Source organism: Candidatus Poriferisodalis sp., from assembly GCF_965204195.1.
GTDB lineage: Bacteria > Actinomycetota > Acidimicrobiia > Acidimicrobiales > Poriferisodalaceae > Poriferisodalis.
This window is the reverse complement of the sequence record NZ_OZ241975.1, coordinates 1,886,536-1,906,913: the sequence shown is the minus strand read 5'-3', so window position 1 is coordinate 1,906,913 and position 20,378 is coordinate 1,886,536. Positions and strand designations below refer to the sequence as shown.

At 67.6% G+C, this 20,378-nt stretch carries 12 protein-coding genes and 2 tRNA genes; 7 read left to right on the top strand and 7 right to left on the bottom strand.

All coding sequences use genetic code 11. The annotated features are described in order from the left end of the window. Positions 1–5: 5 nt before the first annotated feature. Entirely contained in the window at positions 6–2,054 is a 2,049-nt protein-coding gene (locus tag ACOGI8_RS08435; RefSeq protein WP_419853361.1) for an ABC transporter substrate-binding protein, read from the bottom strand. Between the two features lie 149 nt (positions 2,055–2,203). On the opposite strand from ACOGI8_RS08435, the gene ACOGI8_RS08430 reads away from it, so the two are divergent. After that, a tRNA-Ile gene (locus tag ACOGI8_RS08430) sits at positions 2,204–2,276 on the top strand. Between the two features lie 247 nt (positions 2,277–2,523). Then, positions 2,524–4,251 carry a hypothetical protein gene (locus tag ACOGI8_RS08425; RefSeq protein ID WP_419853360.1) on the top strand — a complete coding sequence of 576 codons (1,728 nt, stop codon included), beginning with the start codon at positions 2,524–2,526 and terminating at the stop codon, positions 4,249–4,251. Positions 4,252–4,280: 29 nt separating this feature from the next. Here the strand turns inward: ACOGI8_RS08425 and ACOGI8_RS08420 are convergent, their stop codons facing one another. Then, complete coding sequence (locus ACOGI8_RS08420; protein WP_419853359.1) at positions 4,281–4,832, bottom strand: hypothetical protein; 552 nt, start codon at positions 4,830–4,832, stop codon at positions 4,281–4,283. Positions 4,833–5,175: 343 nt separating this feature from the next. Next, complete coding sequence (locus ACOGI8_RS08415) at positions 5,176–6,201, bottom strand: hypothetical protein (RefSeq protein WP_419853358.1); 1,026 nt, start codon at positions 6,199–6,201, stop codon at positions 5,176–5,178. Between the two features lie 308 nt (positions 6,202–6,509). Here ACOGI8_RS08415 and ACOGI8_RS08410 point away from each other — a divergent pair, with 308 nt between their 5' ends. Both ACOGI8_RS08410 and ACOGI8_RS08405 read left to right on the top strand, forming a co-directional pair. Then, on the top strand, positions 6,510–6,815 hold the full coding sequence (locus ACOGI8_RS08410; RefSeq protein WP_419853357.1) for a helix-turn-helix domain-containing protein: 306 nt from the start codon (positions 6,510–6,512) through the stop codon (positions 6,813–6,815). Further along, positions 6,812–8,140: a HipA domain-containing protein gene (locus ACOGI8_RS08405; RefSeq protein ID WP_419853356.1), complete on the top strand. Its 1,329-nt coding sequence runs from the start codon at positions 6,812–6,814 to the stop codon at positions 8,138–8,140. The genes ACOGI8_RS08410 and ACOGI8_RS08405 overlap by 4 nt, the downstream gene beginning before the upstream one ends. 132 nt (positions 8,141–8,272) lie before the next feature. On the opposite strand, the gene ACOGI8_RS08400 is transcribed toward ACOGI8_RS08405, so the two are convergent. The 3 genes from ACOGI8_RS08400 to ACOGI8_RS08390 all read right to left on the bottom strand — a co-directional run bounded on the left by ACOGI8_RS08400 (position 8,273) and on the right by ACOGI8_RS08390 (position 12,174). Beyond that, positions 8,273–9,388, bottom strand: a complete 1,116-nt coding sequence (locus tag ACOGI8_RS08400) for a hypothetical protein (RefSeq protein WP_419853355.1) — start codon at positions 9,386–9,388, stop codon at positions 8,273–8,275. Positions 9,389–9,558: 170 nt separating this feature from the next. Further along, on the bottom strand, positions 9,559–10,725 hold the full coding sequence (locus ACOGI8_RS08395; RefSeq protein WP_419853354.1) for an ATP-binding protein: 1,167 nt from the start codon (positions 10,723–10,725) through the stop codon (positions 9,559–9,561). Between the two features lie 219 nt (positions 10,726–10,944). Next, positions 10,945–12,174 carry a hypothetical protein gene (locus ACOGI8_RS08390; protein WP_419853353.1) on the bottom strand — a complete coding sequence of 410 codons (1,230 nt, stop codon included), beginning with the start codon at positions 12,172–12,174 and terminating at the stop codon, positions 10,945–10,947. A 177-nt stretch (positions 12,175–12,351) separates the two neighbouring features. On the opposite strand from ACOGI8_RS08390, the gene ACOGI8_RS08385 reads away from it, so the two are divergent. The 3 genes from ACOGI8_RS08385 to ACOGI8_RS08375 all read left to right on the top strand — a co-directional run bounded on the left by ACOGI8_RS08385 (position 12,352) and on the right by ACOGI8_RS08375 (position 18,192). Beyond that, entirely contained in the window at positions 12,352–14,745 is a 2,394-nt protein-coding gene (locus ACOGI8_RS08385; RefSeq protein ID WP_419853352.1) for an ATP-binding protein, read from the top strand. 70 nt (positions 14,746–14,815) lie between these two features. Continuing rightward, a complete protein-coding gene (locus ACOGI8_RS08380) occupies positions 14,816–18,040 on the top strand; it encodes a cell wall-binding repeat-containing protein (RefSeq protein ID WP_419853351.1) in 3,225 nt (1,074 codons plus the stop codon). A gap of 79 nt (positions 18,041–18,119) precedes the next feature. Beyond that, positions 18,120–18,192 (top strand) — tRNA-Asn (locus ACOGI8_RS08375). A gap of 38 nt (positions 18,193–18,230) precedes the next feature. Here the strand turns inward: ACOGI8_RS08375 and dnaG are convergent. After that, the gene (gene dnaG, locus ACOGI8_RS08370; RefSeq protein ID WP_419853350.1) at positions 18,231–20,330 is read right to left on the bottom strand and encodes a DNA primase; all 2,100 of its coding nucleotides are present in this window, start codon (positions 20,328–20,330) and stop codon (positions 18,231–18,233) included. Positions 20,331–20,378 lie beyond the last annotated feature (48 nt).

Genomic DNA, 20,378 nt, shown 5'->3' with positions numbered 1-20,378 from the left:
GGCGCTCAGCCCTGGCAGTTCCCGTCTGTGCACCAGATCTGCGCCAGGTGGTGCTTGCCCGAGATCACCGGGAAGGTGCCCTCAGCGTTGTCGGGGATCGGCAGGTCGGTGATGTTCTGCACCCGCGGGTTGGCGATGACCCCCCACAGGGTCCAGTAGCTCCACAGGTTCCAGACGTTCTTGCCGAATGCCCGGTTGACGGATTCGGCCGCGGCGCGTCGGGCCTCGGGGTCCGGATTGTGACGGATGACCTGGTAGGCAGCGTCGATCTCGGGATCTTGGAAGCGGCCGAAGTTCAACGCGAGCTCGGGCACGCCGGGGTTGACCGGACTCGCCGTCGCCGAGCTCCACCAATACCACTGCTCGGCCGGATCCACGCCGCCGTGGTTGCGCCAGCCCTGCATCTGGAACACCCCGGCCAGTGCAAGCCCGATGTACTGGCCCTGCTCTATCGGTGCAATCGTCACCGCAAGCTCGTCGCCGAAGGCATCGTCCCACATCGCAGCAATGAGCTCGTTGGACTCCACGTTGAACGCGTCGTTGGTGGTGTTGAACGAGAATGTCACCGGGTTCTGGCCGCTGTCGGCCTTGCACTGCTCGAACTCTGCCTGTGCGGCGTCGACGTCGTAGGTCGGGAAGCCGGTGTCCTCCAGGTAGCCGATGCTGCCTGGCGGGAACGGGCCGTTCGCCACCTGCACCAAGCCCTGGTGCCGCTCGTTGGCGAAGCGCTCGCCGTCGAATGCGTGCGCCAGAGCCTTGCGGCAGCTCAGATGCACCAACGGGTTGGTCGAATTGATGCCCAGCGGGTCCATCTGGATGAGCTGGGACGCATCGGCGGGGTCACCGCCGCGCACGAAGGTGAGCACCGGGTTCACGCCGGACGCGACGTTGACGAGGATGTGGCTGGTCTCGCCGAAGTCGTTGGCCTGCAGCAGCACGAAGTCCTCGTCGCCCTCGTACTTGGCGATCTCATCGGCGTTGGCCGTGTGGATGATGTCGAACTGGCCGGCCTTCAGGCCGTTCGAGCGACCCTGGATGTCCACGGCTACCACGAATTCGATTTCGTCCAGGTACGGCAGGTTCTCGCCCGTGATGCCGTTGGCGCCACGCCAGTAATCGGGGTTGCGCTCGGCGATGAAGCTGTTGCCGTTGCCCGGTGTGTAGCTCACGAACTTGAACGCGCCCAGCCCGACCGGAGCCGAGGGATCGCCGGTGGCGTTCTCGAGGGCCGCCTCGCGCATGGCCTCAGGCAGCGGGGATGCCGGCGAGACATACAGCGGGTTGTTGGGCAGCGTTTCCATCCATGCCGGGCTGAACATCTGGCCGCAGACTTCGGCACGGCCTGCCGGGCCGACGCCGGTCGCCAGAGGCTGGCCGGGACTGGCCGTGACCGTCACCGTCTGGCCTTCGCCGGTCACGCTGTCGATGCCCAAGAACGCCGGGCCGGTGAGCTGGCTGAGGCGACACAAGTTGATGTTGTAGGCCACGGCCTCGCCGGTCAGCGGGGTGCCGTCGTGGAACTTGATGCCGTCGCGGATCGTCACCGTCCAAGTCATGTAGTCGTCGCTGTGCTCCTCCGACTCCACCAGCAGGGGCACGATCTCGCCGTCGGCATCGGTGATGTACAGCGAGTCGGTGATGGCACGGAAGATCATGCGGCAGCTGATCGCGCACGACGTGGCGTAATGGACGAACGGGTTGGCCGAGTCAGCCTCGATGCCGTACACGAGCTTGCCGCCATGGACCGGGCCGGTCTCGGTCTCGCGGACGTCCTCGCCGGTGGCTTCGCCGGCCTCGCGGGCCTCGACCACCTCTTCTTCCTGCTCGGACAGTGTGGTGGAGGGTGCTTCGACGGCAGCCTCGGTGGTGTCCGGCTCCGCCGGCGCTGCGCCGTCGCCGTCTCCGTCTCCGTCATCGGTGCCGCCGCAGGCGACCGCGATCAGGGCGAAGGCGGCGAGCACCACGCCCAGCCGGATGCCGAACGAGCGCCGCGACCCTCGGCGGCGCCTGCTCGTGAGTTGATCGGCATGGCGCCGCGAGTGACCTGTGTGCATCGTGGATGCTCCTCCCCAATGGCGCCACCGCGGCGCTTTGCGCGAAACCTACTAGCCCTGCTGTGGGGCTCTGAACCGGGTCCTGTTCTCGGTTCAGGGCCTCGTTTGGCTCGCGACCGACTCACTCGCTGGGCCGGTACGGTGCGACCGGGCCGGTAGCTCAGTGGTCAGAGCAGGCGACTCATAATCGCCGGGTCGTGGGTTCGATCCCCACCCGGCCCACCCACACCAACGACCGACCGCCCGGTGGGAGACTTCTGCAAAACGGAGTCCGGCGAGGCTGCAGAGTGGAGTGCAGAAATCCTGCAATGACGCCGTTCGCAGAGTCGTACAAGAACTCTCCCGGAATGGTTGGCAGAAATATGCAATAAAGTTACGCAGAGGCCCATATTGCAGCAGACATATATGAAATACTCCATTTCTTCACCGATGTCGGGGTGCAGTGGACGAGTTCTGATAGACAGATCGTATGACCCTTCGACAGCGCCACCCTCGAATCCGCGGCATCTTCGTTGCTCCCGTCACCGTTGTCGTCCTTCTCGTCAGCGTGCTTGCCGTGCCGGGGGGCGCCCAGGCGGCTGATCAGCTCCGGTTCAAGTCCGTCGTCGGCGAGTGGGCCGTCACCTCGGGCGTCGCGGATGACGACATCGGCGTGGTCCGTGCCAGGGGCGTCCCCAAGCCTCGGGTCCGCTATGCCGTCGAGGGTGCCGACGGCTTCTCCATCGGCCGCAGATCGGGCCGGGTGTCCTACGACGGCACGCCGATGTCCGCGACTCAGGTCTCGCTGACGGTGACCGTCAGGGACCGTGACGGTCAGGCGGCGAGCGCCAGCCGAGTGCTCGACATCACTGTGGCTCAGCCCGCGTCCCAGCCCGAGCCCGCGGCCGGCGGTGAGGCTGGATTCATCGGCCAAGGGGCGGTGGACGACATCGCCCCGGCGGTGTCGAGCCTGAAGGTCGTCTCCACGCCCGCGGCCCACGGCGCCTACGCCGCCGGCGAGACGATCACCGTCGAGGTGACATTCAGCGAACCGGTCTTCGTGACCGGCGAGCCGTGCCTGCTCATCAACGTGGGCGCCATCTACCGGGGGAACCTGGACACGGCCGACGAGGACCGTCAGAGGCGGCCCGCGGCGTACGCCTCCGGTTCGGGGACCAGCAAGCTGCGCTTCAGCTACACGGTGGCGACGGGCGACCGCGACCGATACGGAGTCGGCGTGTACAGCTACGGCCGCGAGAACCTGCCGCTGCGGCTGCGGTGCTCGGAGGGCGGCACCGACGGGACCATCCGCGACGGCGCCGACAACGACGCCGACCTGGCTCACCGGTGGCTGTGGCCCGATGCCGAGCACAAGGTCGGCGGCCCCGACGTGTACCCCGACGACCGCACCGGCCCCACGATCACCGCCATGGAGGTGGTGTCGAGCCCCGCGTCCGGCGACGCCTACACCGACCGCGAGACGATTCTCGTCCAGGTGACGTTCAGCGAGCCCGTGGTGGTGGACGGCGCCCCGCGCATGGGCATCTGGATGGGCCGCTACCGCAAGGAGATGACCTACCGCACAGGGTCGGGCACCAACAAGCTCACCCTCGGCTACAGGGTTCAGTCGCGCGACTCCGACGGCGACGGCGTCTCCGCCTACGCAAACATGATCCTCGTCTATGGCGACCTCGTGGTCACCGACAACGCCGACAACAAGGCGAAGGCGGCCCGAGCAGCCTCGTGCACGACCTGCGCGACCACGCTCGAGCATGCGCCCATGGCCACCCAGGCAGGCCACAAGGTGGCGGGCAGTGCAGCCGACACCACCCCGCCGACGGTCGAGGAAGTCGGATTCGGCGCCGCCCAAGCCACGTACGTCGCCGGGGATGAGATCCGCCTGCGGGTCATCCTCAGCGAGGAAGTGCTGCTCGACGGGCCCGCCGGTACCGAGCCCACCATGGAGTTCACCATCGGCGGGAACACGAAGTCCGCCGCCTACGCGCCCTCCAGCCGCACCACCTCGTCGTGGCTGGGCTCGATGACCTTCGTCTACACCGTGCAGGAGGGCGACGAGGGCGCCATCGCCATCGGCGCCAACAGCGTGCATCTCCCAACCGGCGCCGGGGTCCGCGACTCCCACGACAACCGCACCACCAGCCTGGCCCACCCCGCCCCCAGCGACTCCGGCTACCAGGTCACCAGCCCCGCCGACTGAGCCTCGTGCATCCCGAGGCTGCCGATCTGTCAGGAGGCCAGGTCGGAAGGCTCGGCGAGCACTTGGTCACAGCGCCACAGCACCTGCTCGGCGACTTCGGCCATGATCTGGTCGTGACGGTCGGCGTCGGGCGGGGCTTCGGCGTCGTCGAGCGCTGAGAGGCAGATCCTGAGCGCGTTGTCCGGCATGAGCCGACCGCAGAACGTCAGCCACATGTCGCGCGCTGCCCGCACCTCGGTCTTGTAGACGTCGCCCCAGAAATCGTCAGCGAACCCGTCGAGCTCGTGCGTCGGCAGCCCGGCAGACTCGATGCAGACCTGCTCCAGATCCGACAGCGTCGCCCCCCCGGCAGCGCCATGGTCGTGACCGTGATCGTCCACGCCAGTGCCATGGGGGTGGCCGTGGTCGTCCGCGCCGGTGCCATGGTCGTCGTCGCCATCGGGGTGGACGGATGTTGCGGGGGGCGGTACCGATGTCGCTTGCGCGCCCGACGCAGCAGCAGGGTCAGCGGGCCGCGAACCCGTGCAGGCCGCCGCCAGCAGCGTGAGCGCGCAGATCGACACAGCCGCAAGCCCTCTCACCGGAGCGTCAGCAGAACGATCAACGCCACGCCGCACCAGCAGGGACGTTACGCAGCCCGGCATACGACCTCAGGGTGAAATCACACCCGATTTGTAGGAATCGCTGTACAAGCCTGGGCGGGATGCTGCGAATCGATCCGGTGCCACGAGGGGCCGCAGCGACGATGCTCGAGATTCGGCACTGGCGAACGCTGCCGCCGGTGCCAGCCATTCGCGATGCCGCATCACTGCGGCCCGAGCCCATGTGATCCCGGCGGGTCATCGGCCATGGTGTGCTGGGGCGCCCGGCCACCCCGGGTCGGCCGGGCGCCCCAGCAAACCCTGGGGTGTGTCAGCAGCGGTGCTACATGCTGTCGAGCCACGCCTTGCAGCTGGTCGGCTGCGGGTGCCTGTTGCAGCGCTGCTGGTACGCCCAGCGGACCATGTACCTGGCCCGCGCCGTGGTGGCGTATGCGGCGTCGTCCCATGTCGGCGGCTCGCCTGTCGGCCAGCGCATGGCGCTGTCGTTTATCGGGCACAGTTTGCCGTTGGCGTGCTGTTCGGCGTGGGTGGGGTAGTCCTTGGTGCGCTTGGGAATGATGACGTGAGTGTGCTTGTAGTTGAACTTCTTGCCGTCGTGGGGCGTCTCGGCCAGCTGGCGCCTCTGGCCGTCAACGACAAACACGTAGTCCGTCGTGGTGGGGTGTGTGCACAGATGGGTGTGCTTCTTGGCCGGTCCTACTTCTACGTCGGTGATGTCGAGGTTGCGGCAGTGCTCGGGCACGTTCGCTGAGTCGCCCGCGCCGCCGCGGCTGAAGAACGCGACGCACCCGCGGCGCTCGGCCTCGGTGAACGTCTTGGGGTCGCGCGCCACCGGCCGTTCCGAGGTCCCCGTGCTCCCCGGCGTCTGTTGCAGCGAGCCGGCACCGGGGTCGCTGGGCACCTCGGCCGGTTCCGCGCTCGCGGTGACTGCGACGCGCACGATGACCCCCGCACGGGTGACGTTCCAGTTCAGCTTGCGGGCCCGGTAGCTGCCGATGTCCGCGGTGATGCGCAGCCGCACCTTGTCCGCGTCCAGCGTCGTGCCGTCATAGCGCACCGTGGCGGTGTCCTTGTCGCCCACCACCGAGAACGCAGCAGAGCCCTTGATCGCCCACTGGATGTGCTTCTTGTTCACCCCCGCGATGCCGTTCACCGCGAGCGTGCCCACATCGGCCGCCTGCCCCTCCACCACAGACCACCCCGAAGGCGCCTGCGCGAACGACAGCGTCACGTCCTTTCGCTCGCTGCCCGACGCCGACGCCACCGTCGGAGTCAGCAACGCCGCCCCGACCACAACCGCGGCAACCGCAGCCGCCAAGCGCCACCGACGCGAACCCACAACAGACATAATCGATTCCCCTTACCCCCCCCCCCCCCCCCCGCAAATCCGGGAGACAAGAGGGACCTACAGCAAAGTCCTCAGAGACGATAAACCCCCCGACATATGACCAAAGAGTGAAAACACACCCAAATTGTGCGAATAACCACACAGCCCGAGCGGCTCGATCCGGCTGGCATCGGCGAGATCGGCAGCAGCCCGGAGTCCATACGAGGAGCCGGCCGCTCTCGAAAGCTTCGCTGACTGACGAATGCTGAATCAGTGCAGTGTTATTCGCCGATCGACGATATTCTTATGGCACTAGACTTGCTCGCTATATGACGAAGGCTCGTGTCATGGAATCGCCGACCGTCACCACGATCGCAGATGACATCCGCACCCCCGAGCGCCTCTCGCGTGCGTTGCGGGCTGAGCGCCGCAGCCAAGGCCTCACCCAAGCCGAGACGGCCCGCCGTGCCGGCGTCTCGCCTCAATGGCTGTGCGAGTTCGAGACCGGGCGCGCCGCCGGCGGCACCGATCGGGTGATGCGCGTGCTCGACGTGCTGGGCCTCTCGATCGCGCTGCACCCGCGGCCGGTCACCCTGGCCGACCGCGTCCTGCACGACGCCACCCAGATGCCATGAGCGCCCAAGCGAGCGAACCGCTCGCGGTGTTCCTGGCGGGCGTGCTGGCCGGCACGATCAGTCACGACCGCCGCGGCCTGCGCCTCGACTACGACCCCCACTACGCAGCGCGCAGCGACACGGTGCCGCTGTCGCTGTCACTGCCGCTCGGCGACACCCCCCACATCGGCGAGCGCGTGTCAGGCTGGCTCGACGGGCTGCTGCCCGCCAACGAGAACATCCGACGACGCTGGGCCGCCCGCCACGGCGCCCGCTCGCACGGCCCCTTCGACCTGCTCAGCACGCCGGTCGGGCTCGACTGCGCCGGCGCCGTGCAGACCTGCCCCCAGACCGACGACGCCGTGCTGCGCGAACGCAGCGGCGGCGTGGACTGGCTCGCGCCCGACGCGTTCGCAGAGCTCATCGACCAGCTGGTGCGCGACCAGGCCTGGCAGCGGCCAGAAGGCCGCAGCGCCTGGAGCCTCGCAGGCGCCCAGTCCAAGACAACTCTCGTGTCCCGCGGCGACCAATGGGGCGAGCCCTGGGGCGGCACCCCCTCCACCCACATACTCAAGCCCTCCATGCGCGACATGCCCGGTCAGGCACTCAACGAGCACCTGTGCCTCGCTGCCGCCCGCCACTGCGGACTCGCCGCAGCGCGCAGCGACCCGCTGCGCGTCGGGGACCACCTCGTCGTCGCCGTGCGCCGCTACGACCGGGTCACCGGCGCTGACGGCGCCGTGCAGCGCGTCCACCAAGAAGACCTCCACCAAGCCTGCGGCGAACCTGCGGCGAACATCTACCAGATCGACGGCGAAGGCCACTCCGTGAGCCGCCTCGCCCGGCTCATCGCCGACCACTCCGCAGACCCGCGCACAGACCGGCAGCGCTTCTTCGACGCGCTCGCGTTCAACTGGCTCATCTGCAATGTCGACGGCCACACCAAGAACTACAGCCTGCTGCTCGCACCCGGCGGCGCCCGCCTCGCACCTCTGTATGACCTGTGGTCCCGGCGGCCCTACGACCGTGCCTACATCGGCGCCTACACGATGGCCATGTCCGCACTGCCCGACGCCACCATCGGCGCCGCCCACAACCCCGAAGCTTGGCAGGCCACCGCACGCGCCGTCGGGCTCGCCCCCGGCGACGGACCCGAACGCGTCGCCCACCTCGCCGCCCTGCTGCCCGACGCATTCGCCGCCGCAGCCGACCAGCTCCCCGCCCACCTGCGCGCCGAGCCCATCGTGGCCTCCCTCACCGCCGACATGACCGCCCGAGCCGCCGACTGCGCCGACGACCTCGCCCAACCCCGCCCGCCCCGCGCCCGCGAGGCCCCCGGGCTCTGACAGCGCCCACGGCGCCAGCACCGCCGGCTTCACCGCCTTCGACCCTGGAGCCCGGACGCGCTGAGTCCCCCAGCCGATCCGGGGTGGCCGGGAGACTCAGCGGGTGGCTAGAGACGTGTCAGCGGCGGCGCTTCACGAGTTGATCTCGTCCCGCCAAGGCCCGCAAAATGCGGGCGGACCGGCCTTGTTGCACTCGATCTGGTACACCCAGCGCATGATGTACTTGGCCCGCGCGGTGTGGGCGTAATTCTCGTTACGCCACCTGTAACGCGCCGAGTCATTGTCTTTGCCATGGTCGGTCACGTTGCCGGACGGCCCGATCATTTCGTCGCTTTGCAGGCACTCTCCTTCGTATCCCTCAAACGCGGTGTGTCCGTCATCAGTGTGCGCGGGGCTGTCGGCGTTGCGCCGCGGATAGACCACATGGGAGTGCGCGTAGGTGAACTTCTTGCCGTCATAGGGCGTGCTCTTCAGCTCCACGTGCGGACCCTTTATCGTGAAGTACCGGACGAACGTGGTGGTGGGGTGGGTGCACAGGTGTGTGTGCCTCGTCTTGCGCAGTTCGCAGTTCTGGCCGTTCTCGTCGCAGTCCCAGCCCACCTCTACGTCGGTGATGTCGAGGTTGCGGCAGTGCTCGGGCACGTTCGCTGAGTCGCCCGCGCCGCCGCGGCTGAAGAACGCGACGCACCCGCGGCGCTCGGCCTCGGTGAACGTCTTGGGGTCGCGCGCCACCGGCCGTTCCGAGGTCCCCGTGCTCCCCGGCGTCTGTTGCAGCGAGCCGGCACCGGGGTCGCTGGGCACCTCGGCCGGTTCCGCGCTCGCGGTGACTGCGACGCGCACGATGACCCCCGCACGGGTGACGTTCCAGTTCAGCTTGCGGGCCCGGTAGCTGCCGATGTCCGCGGTGATGCGCAGCCGCACCTTGTCCGCGTCCAGCGTCGTGCCGTCATAGCGCACCGTGGCGGTGTCCTTGTCGCCCACCACCGAGAACGCAGCAGAGCCCTTGATCGCCCACTGGATGTGCTTCTTGTTCACCCCCGCGATGCCGTTCACCGCGAGCGTGCCCACATCGGCCGCCTGCCCCTCCACCACAGACCACCCCGAAGGCGCCTGCGCGAACGACAGCGTCACGTCCTTTCGCTCGCTGCCCGACGCCGACGCCACCGTCGGAGTCAGCAACGCCGCCCCGACCACAACCGCGGCAACCGCAGCCGCCAAGCGCCACCGACGCGAACCCACAACAGACATAATCGATTCCCCTTACCCCCCCCCCCCCCCCCCCCCCCCCCCCCGCAAATCCGGGAGACAAGAGGGACCTACAGCAAAGTCCTCAGAGACGATAAACCCCCCGACATATGACCAAAGAGTGAAAACACACCCAAATTGTGCGAATAACCACACAGCCCGAGCGGCTCGTCCTATCTGCCGGTCCCGAGCGCCGCTTCGGCGGAGAAGGGCTCCGCTGCGGGCACCGCCGTTATCTGGTCACCGATCCGGTAGCGCAGATCGCCGGGGTAGATGACGCAGAGCACGTCGAGCGAGAGATCGCGCAGTGCTGCGGTCATGGAGGGCGTGCGGCGGGGGGCGTCGACCCGCTTGATCTCCACGCCGATCCTGCGTCCCTTCGCAAAGAGCAGCAGGTCGAGCTCCGCGCCTGCATGGGTTGCCCAGAAATACGCTTGATCGGGACGCGCCTCGGCGAGCGTCTTCTCGAGGACGAAACCTTCCCAGGACGCGCCGAGACGGGGATCGGTGAGCAGCTCGTCCATCGTGCCCACCCCGATCAGATGGTGGAACAGCCCCGAATCACGGAAGTAGAGCTTGGTCCGCTTGACCTGCCGCTTGCGGAGGTTCTCGTGCCACGGGCGGAGCTGGCGGATGAGGAAGAGGTGCTCCATCAGGTCCAGATAGCGCCGGACGGTGGTCTCGCTGATGCTCAGGGTCGTCGCGAGGGCCCGGAGGTTGACAATCTGGCCGTGGTAGTGCGCCAGCATGAGCATCATGCGATGGATCGTCGGCGCTGCGAGCCCCGCGCCGAACTGCGGCAGATCGCGCTCGACGAATGTCTGCAGGTACGACTTGCGCCAGATCAAGCTGTCGGCGTCGCTGTCGGCGAGCAGCGAGCGGGGAAACCCGCCGCGCTGCCACAGCGTCTCCATGCGCTCGGCGCCCAGCTCGGCCACCTGCAAGCCGCTGAGCTCGGTGTACTCGATGCGACCAGCCAGCGACTCTGCGCTCTGGCGGAGCAATTCGGGGCCAGCGCTGCCGAGCACCAGGAACCTCGCAGGAGTGCCCTCGCGGTCCGCGAGCACGCGCAGCACCCCGAACAGATCCGGCCGGCGCTGCACTTCGTCGATGACGACCAGGCCAGACAGCGGGCCGAGCGCGGTCATGGGCTCATCGAGCCGGGCGAGGCTGAGGGGATCCTCGAGATCGAAGTAGTTCGGCGAGCCGGCCGCGACGAACTGGCGCGCAAGCGTCGTCTTGCCGCACTGCCGGGCCCCGATCAGCGCCGCGACCGGGCTCCGCCCAAGGGCGGCCTCGATGAGCAGCGCAGCAGCGCGAGGAACCAGCTCAGAGCCCATGCCTTGAAATTACACACTCCACTACTGTTTTTTCAATAGTCGAGCACGAACAGACACCAAATTCCGTCGGGCAGGAAGAGAGCTGCCTCAACGCCCACCGCCAGGACTCGCCGACGTCAAGCGCTGAGCCGAGATCCAGCCCCGTGGCGCGCTGAGGCGCCCGGCCGATCCGGGGTGGCCGGGCGCCTCAGCAGACCGCGTTAGCGGCTGTGTGGGGGGCTATTCGATGCAGTCCGTCTCGGTCGGGACGCCTTCGCCAGCGAAGTAGGCCGAACTCAGCCCTTGACCCTCGTAGGTGGCGCCGTAGTTGTAGTTGGACGGGACCGGATCGGGCACGCCGGTGGCGTGCGGCTTTCGAACGATCGGACTGTTCCAGCTGTTAGCCGTGTTCTGCGAATGTTGGTGACACTTCTTGTCTTTGCCGCTAGCAAACCCAGTGAAGGCGTGCTTGTGTCGGATCGAGTTGCCGGAGTGGTCATGGAGATCGTGCCAGTGATAGTTGAGGTGCCCGGCCCGCTGCCAAAAGCCGCTGTTCTCTTTGCGTCGTTCGGCGGCTTTGTCCATCTGGCCTTTCCAGCGGGTGATGTACTTGGCGCGCAGGTTGCCGGGGTTGTCCCCGTTCGCCGCCGCCCAGTCGGCCTCGATGTAGTCGCCGCCGGTCACGAAGCCGGTGGCGTTGTTCGTCGAGTCCTCATGGAACCGGTAGCAGGGCGGCGCGTTGCCGATGTCGTGGTGTGAGCCGTTGAGGCCGCCCGCGTGCTTGATCAGGTAGGTGTGGCCGTCTGAGGGCGTGCTTTTCAACTCGTAGCCCTTGTACTTGATGTAGGTGCCGTGAGGGTTCTGGCAGCGATGCCAGTGCACATATTCTGAGGCGTTCACCCGGCGCACCGGATACAGCCGCGGCTGGCGCGGGTTCAGGTTGTACTGCTTCGCCTGCGTCGTCTGCTTCTGAGTCTGCTGGTCGGGCTCGATCTCGGGCTGTTCGGGGTCGGCTTGGGTGATGGTGGGCTCTGTGTCGGCTGCGGTGACCGCGACGCGCACGATGACCCCCGCACGGGTGACGTTCCAGTTCAGCTTGCGGGCCCGGTAGCTGCCGATGTCCGCGGTGATGCGCAGCCGCACCTTGTCCGCGTCCAGCGTCGTGCCGTCATAGCGCACCGTGGCGGTGTCCTTGTCGCCCACCACCGAGAACGCAGCAGAGCCCTTGATCGCCCACTGGATGTGCTTCTTGTTCACCCCCGCGATGCCGTTCACCGCGAGCGTGCCCACATCGGCCGCCTGCCCCTCCACCACAGACCACCCCGAAGGCGCCTGCGCGAACGACAGCGTCACGTCCTTTCGCTCGCTGCCCGACGCCGACGCCACCGTCGGAGTCAGCAACGCCGCCCCGACCACAACCGCGGCAACCGCAGCCGCCAAGCGCCACCGACGCGAACCCACAACAGACATAATCGATTCCCCTTACCCCCCCCCCCCCCCGCAAATCCGGGAGACAAGAGGGACCTACAGCAAAGTCCTCAGAGACGATAAACCCCCCGACATATGACCAAAGAGTGAAAACATACCCAAATTAGGTGTAGCTTCATACGTTCTGACTGTCAGCACACATCAACGGACGCACCTCACATGAACCGACCCGACAACGGCGACCAGCACGTTGACAACCGGCCACGACTGTCACGGCTCAGCGAAGCCAGCCTGCGCATCAACGAGAGCCTCGACTTCGATGTCGTGCTGCAGCTTGTGGTGGACAGTGCACGGGCACTGACCGATTCCCGCTACGGAGCACTGACCGTCGCCGGCCAGACGGACGAGGTGCCCGAATTCGTCGTGTCGGGCCTGACCCAACAAGAGCACCGAGGGCTGTGGGAACTACCGGAGGGGACGGCGTTCTTCGAGTACCTCAGCGGACTCGACGGGCCGCTGAGAGTCGCCGACGTGGACGGCCACCTGAGATCGCTGGGAATGCCGGAGTTCCTGCCCTCGGTGACAGCGACGGCCCTGTTGGTGGCACCGATCCGCCACGGCGGCGTCGGTGTGGGCACGATCTATCTGGCTCACCAGGAGCAGGGGCGGGAGTTCACCCTCGAGGACGAGAACGTGCTGACCATGTTCGCGTCGCAGGCGGCGCTGGTGATCGCCAACGCACGCCGGTACCGCGACGAGCAACGTGCCCGCAACGACCTCGCAGCCCTGATCGACATCTCGCCGGTGGGCATCGTCACCTTCGACGCCACGACCGCGGCGCCGGTTTCGTTCAACCGCGAGGCCATGCGCATCGTCGACAGCCTGCGCGACCCCGACCAGTCGCCCGAGCAGCTTCTGGACGTGCTGATCTGCCGGCGCGCCGACGGTCGGGAGCTCTCGTTCAAGAAGCCGACCTTGATCGGTCTCCTCCGCACGGGCGAGGCAACCCACGCAGAGGAGATCTGCCTGGAGGTGCCCGACGGCCGCAGCGTCACCGTGTTGGTGAACGCCACGCCGATTCGCTCGGAGGCCGGCGAAGTCGACTCCTTCGTGGTCACTCTGCAGGACATGACGCCGCTGGAGGAGATGGAGCGGATGCGCGCGGAGTTCCTGGGCATTGTGAGCCATGAGCTGCGCGCCCCGCTGGCCACGGTCAAGGGCTCGGTGGCCACGCTGCTGGAGTCGGCGCCCGATCTCGACCTCGCCGAGATGACGCAGTTCTTCCGGGTCATCGGCGACCAATGCGACAACATGCGCGAGCTGATCGGCAGCCTGCTCGACGTGGCTCGCATCGAGACGGGCTCGCTGCTGGTCGTTCCCGAGCCGACCGACCTGTACGTGCTGGTGGACGAGGCGAAGAGCAGGTTTCTGAACGGCAGCGGCCGTGAGGACCTGGCGATGGAGCTCGCCGTGGATCTGCCCCTGGTGATGGCCGACCGGGGACGCATCGTTCAGGTGCTGGTCAACCTGCTCTCCAACGCGGCCAAGCACTCCCCCGTCGGCTCGACGATCCAGGTGTCGGCGGCGCGCGACGACGCTCACGTCGCCGTCTCGGTCGCCGATCAGGGGCGGGGCATCGAGACCGAACTGCTGCCGCACCTGTTCCGCAAGTTCTCGCGGGCCGAAGGCAGCGGCGGCAGCGGCATTGCAGGGTCGGGCCTCGGCCTGGCCATCTGCAAGGGCATCGTGGAAGCCCACGGCGGCCGCATCTGGGCCGACAGCGACGGGCCGGGCACCGGGGCGTGCTTCAGCTTCACGATCCCGACGATCGAGGAGACCGCTGTGCCGCCTGGTCATTCGGCAGCCGTCCGTGATGCACGCGGCCCCGCGCGCAGCGAGGAACGCGTGCTGGCAGTGGACGACGACCCCCAGGCGCTTCGCTACATCCGCGACGCCCTCGTCAAGGCCGGCTACACGCCGATCATGACCGGCAACCCCAAGGACGTGCCGCGCCTGCTGGATGCCGAGAGGCCTCATCTGGTGCTGCTCGACCTAATGCTGCCCGACACCGACGGCATCGAGTTGATGCGTGACATCCAGGCCGAGACCGACGTGCCGGTCATCTTCGTGTCGATGTACGGGCAGGACGAGACGATCGCCCGAGCCTTCGACATGGGAGCTGCCGACTACATGGTCAAGCCGTTCTCGCAGACCGAGCTGGCCGCCAGGATCAGGGCGGCGCTGCGCAGGCGGGCCGGGCCGCCCGACACTGTGGTGCGGGGCGAGCTGAACATCAACCACGCCCAGCGCCAGGTGACCTTGGCCGGCAAGCCGGTGCAGCTCACGCCCACCGAGTACGCGCTGCTGTACGAGCTGGCGGCCGGCGCCGGACGGGTGCTCACCCACAACACGCTGCTGCGGCGAGTCTGGGGGCCTGAGCGCACCGGCGAGCCATGGCTAGTGCGCGAAGTGATCAAGCGGCTCCGCCGCAAGCTCGGCGAGTCCGCCGGTGACCCCGTATACATCCTGACCGAATCCGGCGTGGGCTACCGCATGCCCAACGGCGAACCGGAGGAGGACAGCGCAGACGACGCGCCCGGGCCTGAGCTATAGCCACCGGTACATGTCCCCTTGGCGTGTGCCCAACTGATCACAATTCATGCATTGCATTAGCGTGCCGTGGATGCGTCGCCTCGGTGTGGTCATGCTGGCAGTGCTCGCCGCATTCGTCAGCGTCTCGGTGCTTCCGGCCACCGCAGCGGGTGCGGCCGAGAGCGACGGGTCGGATGTGTCGGTGACGCGCTATGGCGGTGCGGACCGTTATGAGACGTCGCTGCAGGTGGCAGAGGCGGTGGCCGCCGACGCCGACGGCTCGTTGGAGTGGGTGGTGCTGGTGTCGGGCCGCCGCTGGACCGACGCTGTGGTGGCCGCGCCGGTGGCAGGAGCGCTGGGCGCGCCGGTGCTGATGACTCCGCCAGAGGAGCTGCGCGCCGACGCGCTCGCGTTCTTGCAGCGGGTGGGTGTTTCGAAGGCGCTGGTGGTGGGGCCCGACGCGAGCGGCGGCGCGCACGGCCCGGGACGTGGCGTGGGTACCGAGGTGCTCGAAGCGCTCGAAGCGGCCGACATCACGGCGGCGCGCGTCGCCGGCGATGACCTGTACGGCACCGGTGTGGCGGCTGCGGGGCGGGTCACGCCGGGCACGATGGGCAATCTGGGCCGCACGGCGGTGATCGCCAGCGGGGAAGTGTTCGCCGACGCGCTCGTGGCGGGCCCGTTCGCCGCTCGGGGCATCCATCCGATGCTGCTGACGCCGCCCGGCGAATTGCACGCCGATGTGGCCGGCTACTTGGGCGACGCCGGCATATCACATGTGGTGCTGATGGGCGGCACGGCCGCGCTCAGCGACGCCGTCGAGCAGGCCGTCGAGGATCTCGGCATCGACGTGTCTCGGATGGCGGGCAGCACCCGCTACGACACCGCGGTCAAGGCCGCCGAGCTCGCCGAAGACAAATACAGCACCGCGGCCGGGAAGCCCTGTTTCGCGAACGACACGATCGGCGTGGCCCGCGCCCGGGTGCCGTTCGACTCGTTCAGCGCAGCGCCGCTGCTGGGCCGCCTGTGCGCCCCGCTGGTGCTCGCCGACCCCGGCAAGATCCCCGGCGACACCGCTGCCTACCTCGACGCCGCCCGTGGTGAGCACGACGCAGTGGACCTGCGGGTGTTCGGCGGCGACGCAGCCGTGTCCCAAACCGCCATCGACGCCTACCTCACCGGCGAAGAACCAGAAACCGGTGACGACGGCGAGGCCACCGACGAGGCAGACGACGGCGAGGCCACCGCCGCGCCTGGCGTCCTGCCGGCAGGCACCTGCGGAGGCTCCATCGACGACGAGCCGAGCCAGCTCGTGCCCTCGACCAACGCCGAAGACCCTGCATGGTCGCCCGACTGCAGCCGTCTTGTCTATACCGAGGACGGCGCGCTCTGGCTGGTTGACAATGACGGTGCGAATCGGCAGCGGCTCGTGCCCGCGGCCGGCGGTTACCGCCATGCCGCAGTGTGGTCCCCCCTCGGTGATCGGATCGCCTACGTCAGCGGCTTCCACAACGCCGACGATCGTTGGGTCGCGCACATATGGACTGTCAACGTCGACGGCAGCCACAACAACCAGCGCACCGAAGGCGAGGTGATCGACAGCTGGCCCACCTGGTCGCCTGATGGCAAGAGGATCGCTTTCGAGCGCCATACTGGCAGCGATAGCCACATCGTCGTGATGACGTCATTCGGCAACAAGCCGAAGGCGCTCAACACAGGCGGTGCGTGGGAGCGCTCGCCGGCTTGGTCGCCGGACGGCACCTCGCTCGCATACCAGGCCGACGGCTACCTGGTGGTGTCTGACGTCGACGGCGACAATGCACGCCGCGTGCACGCCGCGGTGTATTTCGACGGCGGGCTGTCATGGTCGCCGGACGGCGAGCGCATCGCGTTTGTGCGGGGCGACGGCAATCGGACTGCCATCGTCGTGGCCGATGTCGACGGTCCCGACGAGGAGGTGATCTATGACGAGGGTCTCCGCACTCTCGCGCCTCGCTGGTCGCCCGACGGGCAGCGCATCGCCTTCCACACCATCGACACTGACGGCAAGCACCGGGCTTATGTGACCGGCGCGAGCGGGCAACCGGCGATGCTGGCCGCGGACTGCCGCCCCCGGGGCGTCTCGGGCGTGACGGCGGGTTTCCCGCTGCCCCGCTGGGCTGTATCGGCGACGGGCACCCTCCGGGTCGCTGTGCTGTTCATGGATTTCTCCGACGCCGAGGCCGCCCACACCACAGCCGAAGAGGCCGAACAGGGACTGCCCTACGTGGAGCACTATCTCGAGTCGGTCAGCTACGGCCAGCTCGACGTGGAGCTGGTGCCGCACCACGCTTGGCTCCGCTCCGAGCGTGAGTTCGGCAGCTTCATCCAGACGAACCAGCTGAGCAACCAAGCGGTGACGTCGGCTGCGATCGGTCATGCGATGGAACTGGCCGCGCCGAGCTTCGACTTCGCCGACATCGACACCGTCATGGTGGTGCTGGCGAGCAGTCATTTCGCCGGCGGGGGTTTCGCCCACGCGTCGTTCAGCTCTGCGTCGGGCACGTGGCCGTCGACGCTCATCAACAGCGTGCATCGTGGCGCCGAGGGCGCCCCACAGGAGTGGGGATCGGTCGCCTCGCATGAACTCGTTCACAATCTCGGCTTGGCCGATCTGTACTCCTACGGCCGGGTGTTCGCCGATCGTGAAGCGCCCGACGGGAAATGGTGGATCGCATCGGAGTGGGGCCGCATGAATATGTGGGCGTACTTCTTGGTGGACGAGAACGACCCCCGGCTGGCCCACGATTGGACCTATCCCGACGGTGCTGTCTCCACGGCGTACCGGCACCATCTGCGCATCGAGGAGATGCTGGCGTGGAGCCGCTGGCAGCTCGGCTGGCTCAGCGATGCGCAGGTGAGCTGCCTCAGCGACACCGATCCCGGCGAGACCGTCAGCGTGACACTCGCGCCGGTCGCAGAACCCGACGACGGCATGGTGATGGCGGCGGTGCCGCTCAACGCCCGCGAGATGATCGTGATCGAGAGCCGGCGCAAGCTGGGCTACGACGCCGGCGGCCATTACGAGGCGGCCGACTCGGGTGCCGTCACCACTTTCCCCCGGCTCATCACCGAGGGTGTGCTGGTGTACACGGTTGACAGCCTGCGCAGTTCGGGCCAACTGCCGTTGCGGGTCGCAGGCGACAACGGCGACCTCGAAGTCGACGACTTCCCAGTGCTTGAGCCCGGCGAGTCGGTGACGCTGCGCGGCTACACCATCACGGTCACCGCCGACGACGGCGACACCCACGCGGTGTCGATCACCCGCGACAAATAGGCGCACGCGTTCACGGCCACCTCGCCTCACCACCGGTATCGTTGCTCCGCACGTTCGGGGCGCAGCGCGGCCCGTTCGGTCCGGGGTAGCTCAGTTGGCAGAGCAGCGGACTGTTAATCCGTTTGTCGTGGGTTCGAGCCCCACCCCCGGAGCACTCGGCCGCGGCCGTTGGCAGGCCATCAGTAGCTCATCAACTCGGAGCCGGTTCCGCGGCGAGGATCTCGGACAGACCTATCTCTCCTCGGTCCAATCTCGCAAGGTCTTGTATCGCGCCCACCTGAAGATTGACATCTCTCAGCTCACTCCGACGCCGTACCAGCCGGATCCGCATGGCGCGGTGTATCCGGTAACGCTCATCCTTCGAGATGTCCTCCTCAATGTGGACAAAGGGAATCACGTCACCGTCACTCATCCGGGCTATCTCGCCCTGCACGCGATCCGACCAAGACTTCGCGATCCGGTCGATCGCACCCTCGACCGACAGCTTCTCTCCCTCCGCTGCGATTGATGCCAAGAGCTGGCCGATGTCGTCATCGAACACTTCAGATTCGCCGACAGCGACTGCTGAGTCTGCTGATCGCAGTTCGATGGTCCTGCGCCAGTGCGGGTCGGAGGTAATGCGAGAAAACGCAGCTCTCGCAGTGTCGCTTACAAAGTGCCCCGGCGTTATGAGCGCCGCGGCGTCACCTTGCAGAACTACCGCCGCCTCAAGCAACTCTCGCTCTCGCCGAGCTCGGTTCTGGGCCGCTTGGTTGATCCACACATGTATTCGGCGAGCTAGCGGTGATGCGACAGACTCACCGGTCGGCTCGTGCGTTGGCTCCCACTCAGCCCCGAGCTCCGCCTCGAAGTAGTCGTCACCGGGATCAGGTGGCGGGGGAACTTCATCCGCGTGGGTTTGGGCAGACGTCGGGCGATTGGTCAAACGTTCACGAGCCCTCGTGACGCGTTGCCGTAAGTCATCGACTTCCATTGGGATGCGCTTCGCGATGGGCTCAAAATCCGTGTCCCTCAAGATGTCAGACGGGTACACGGCAAGCACTTCGGCTGCTTCGTCTGCCGCGCGATCGCGGCCTGAAGGACTGTCGAGCTCGGCCCGCTCCAGGATGCGTTCGGCCCGGAAGGCGTGCAGCGGCTGGGCCTCGTCGAGCGCTCTGCGGAGCGCAGGCGGGTTGCTCGCTGCGAGGTCACCCGGATCGGATCCGGGCGGGAGTGCCGCCACGAAGATGTCGAGTCCGAACTCCCGCTCCCACTGGTGCACTCGCTCGGCAGCGGTCTGGCCTGCGGCGTCGGCGTCGAAGGCCAGCACGATGCGCTTGGCGGAACGCGACAGCAGCTCGGCGTGCTGTTTGGTCAGCGCTGTGCCGCAGGTGGCAACTGCCTCGGAGATGCCGGCCAAGTCGCAGCCGATGACGTCGGTATGACCCTCGCAGACGACGATCCGCTCGGTGCTGCGCGCTGTCTGCTTGGCGAGATGTAGCCCGTAGAGCACCTTGCTCTTGTCGTAGACCGCCGTGCCAGCGGTGTTCTTGTACTTCGGGCCCTTCGGCGGCGGCTCATCCGCCCGGGGCAGGACGCGCCCGGCGAAGCTGACCACCCGGCCGCTGGCGTCGCTGATCGGGAACATGACCCGATCCCGAAAAAAGTCGGATGCCTCGCCACGTTGGCTGCCCGTGGACGGCTCGGCCTCATCGGCCTCATCTGCCGAACCGCTGGCGCCACTTCCACGCCGTGAGTCCGCGTAGGCCAGTCCCGCGGCGGCGAGCTGGTCGGGCGGGGCGCTGAGGTGCTGGCACAGCGCATCCCACAGCGGCGGCGCGTAGCCGAGGCGCCACTTCACCACCGTCTCACGGTCGTAGCCCCGCCGTCGCAGGTACGCCCGCGCCTCGCCCGCATCAGGGCTGCTCATCAAGCGCTCGTGGTAGAAGCGAGCGGCGCGCTCCAGCAGGTCCAGAAGCTCTTTGCGGCGCTGGTTGGCGCGCTGCGCGCCGGGCGCGTCGTAGGTGAGCTCGATGTTCGCCGCAGCTGCCAACTGCTCGACTGCCTCGACGAAGTCCAGGTGCTCGGTCTCGCGCAGGAACGTGATGGCATCGCCCGAGGCCCTGCAGCCGAAGCAGTGATAGAAGCCCTCAGCGCCGTTGACGCTGAATGACGGCGTCTTCTCGGTGTGGAAAGGGCACAGCCCCACGTGACGGCTGCCGACACGCTTCAGGCTCACCCGCCTGCCGATGAGCGCGACAAGATCGGTCGCCTCGCGCACACGCTGCACGTCGGAATCCCGAATGCTCATCTGCCGATGACGCTAGTAACTGCCTGCAACACATCGGCTCGTCCTGGC

Excerpts from the sequence above, each read along its gene's own strand:
- ACOGI8_RS08400 (WP_419853355.1), bottom strand. The coding sequence starts at position 9,388 with ATGTCTGTTGTGGGTTCGCGTCGGTGGCGCTTGGCGGCTGCGGTTGCC.
- ACOGI8_RS08410 (WP_419853357.1), top strand. The coding sequence starts at position 6,510 with ATGACGAAGGCTCGTGTCATGGAATCGCCGACCGTCACCACGATCGCA.
- ACOGI8_RS08395 (WP_419853354.1), bottom strand. The coding sequence starts at position 10,725 with ATGGGCTCTGAGCTGGTTCCTCGCGCTGCTGCGCTGCTCATCGAGGCC.
- ACOGI8_RS08385 (WP_419853352.1), top strand. The coding sequence starts at position 12,352 with ATGAACCGACCCGACAACGGCGACCAGCACGTTGACAACCGGCCACGA.
- dnaG (WP_419853350.1), bottom strand. The coding sequence starts at position 20,330 with ATGAGCATTCGGGATTCCGACGTGCAGCGTGTGCGCGAGGCGACCGAT.
- ACOGI8_RS08390 (WP_419853353.1), bottom strand. The coding sequence starts at position 12,174 with ATGTCTGTTGTGGGTTCGCGTCGGTGGCGCTTGGCGGCTGCGGTTGCC.
- ACOGI8_RS08415 (WP_419853358.1), bottom strand. The coding sequence starts at position 6,201 with ATGTCTGTTGTGGGTTCGCGTCGGTGGCGCTTGGCGGCTGCGGTTGCC.
- ACOGI8_RS08425 (WP_419853360.1), top strand. The coding sequence starts at position 2,524 with ATGACCCTTCGACAGCGCCACCCTCGAATCCGCGGCATCTTCGTTGCT.
- ACOGI8_RS08380 (WP_419853351.1), top strand. The coding sequence starts at position 14,816 with ATGCGTCGCCTCGGTGTGGTCATGCTGGCAGTGCTCGCCGCATTCGTC.
- ACOGI8_RS08405 (WP_419853356.1), top strand. The coding sequence starts at position 6,812 with ATGAGCGCCCAAGCGAGCGAACCGCTCGCGGTGTTCCTGGCGGGCGTG.
- ACOGI8_RS08435 (WP_419853361.1), bottom strand. The coding sequence starts at position 2,054 with ATGCACACAGGTCACTCGCGGCGCCATGCCGATCAACTCACGAGCAGG.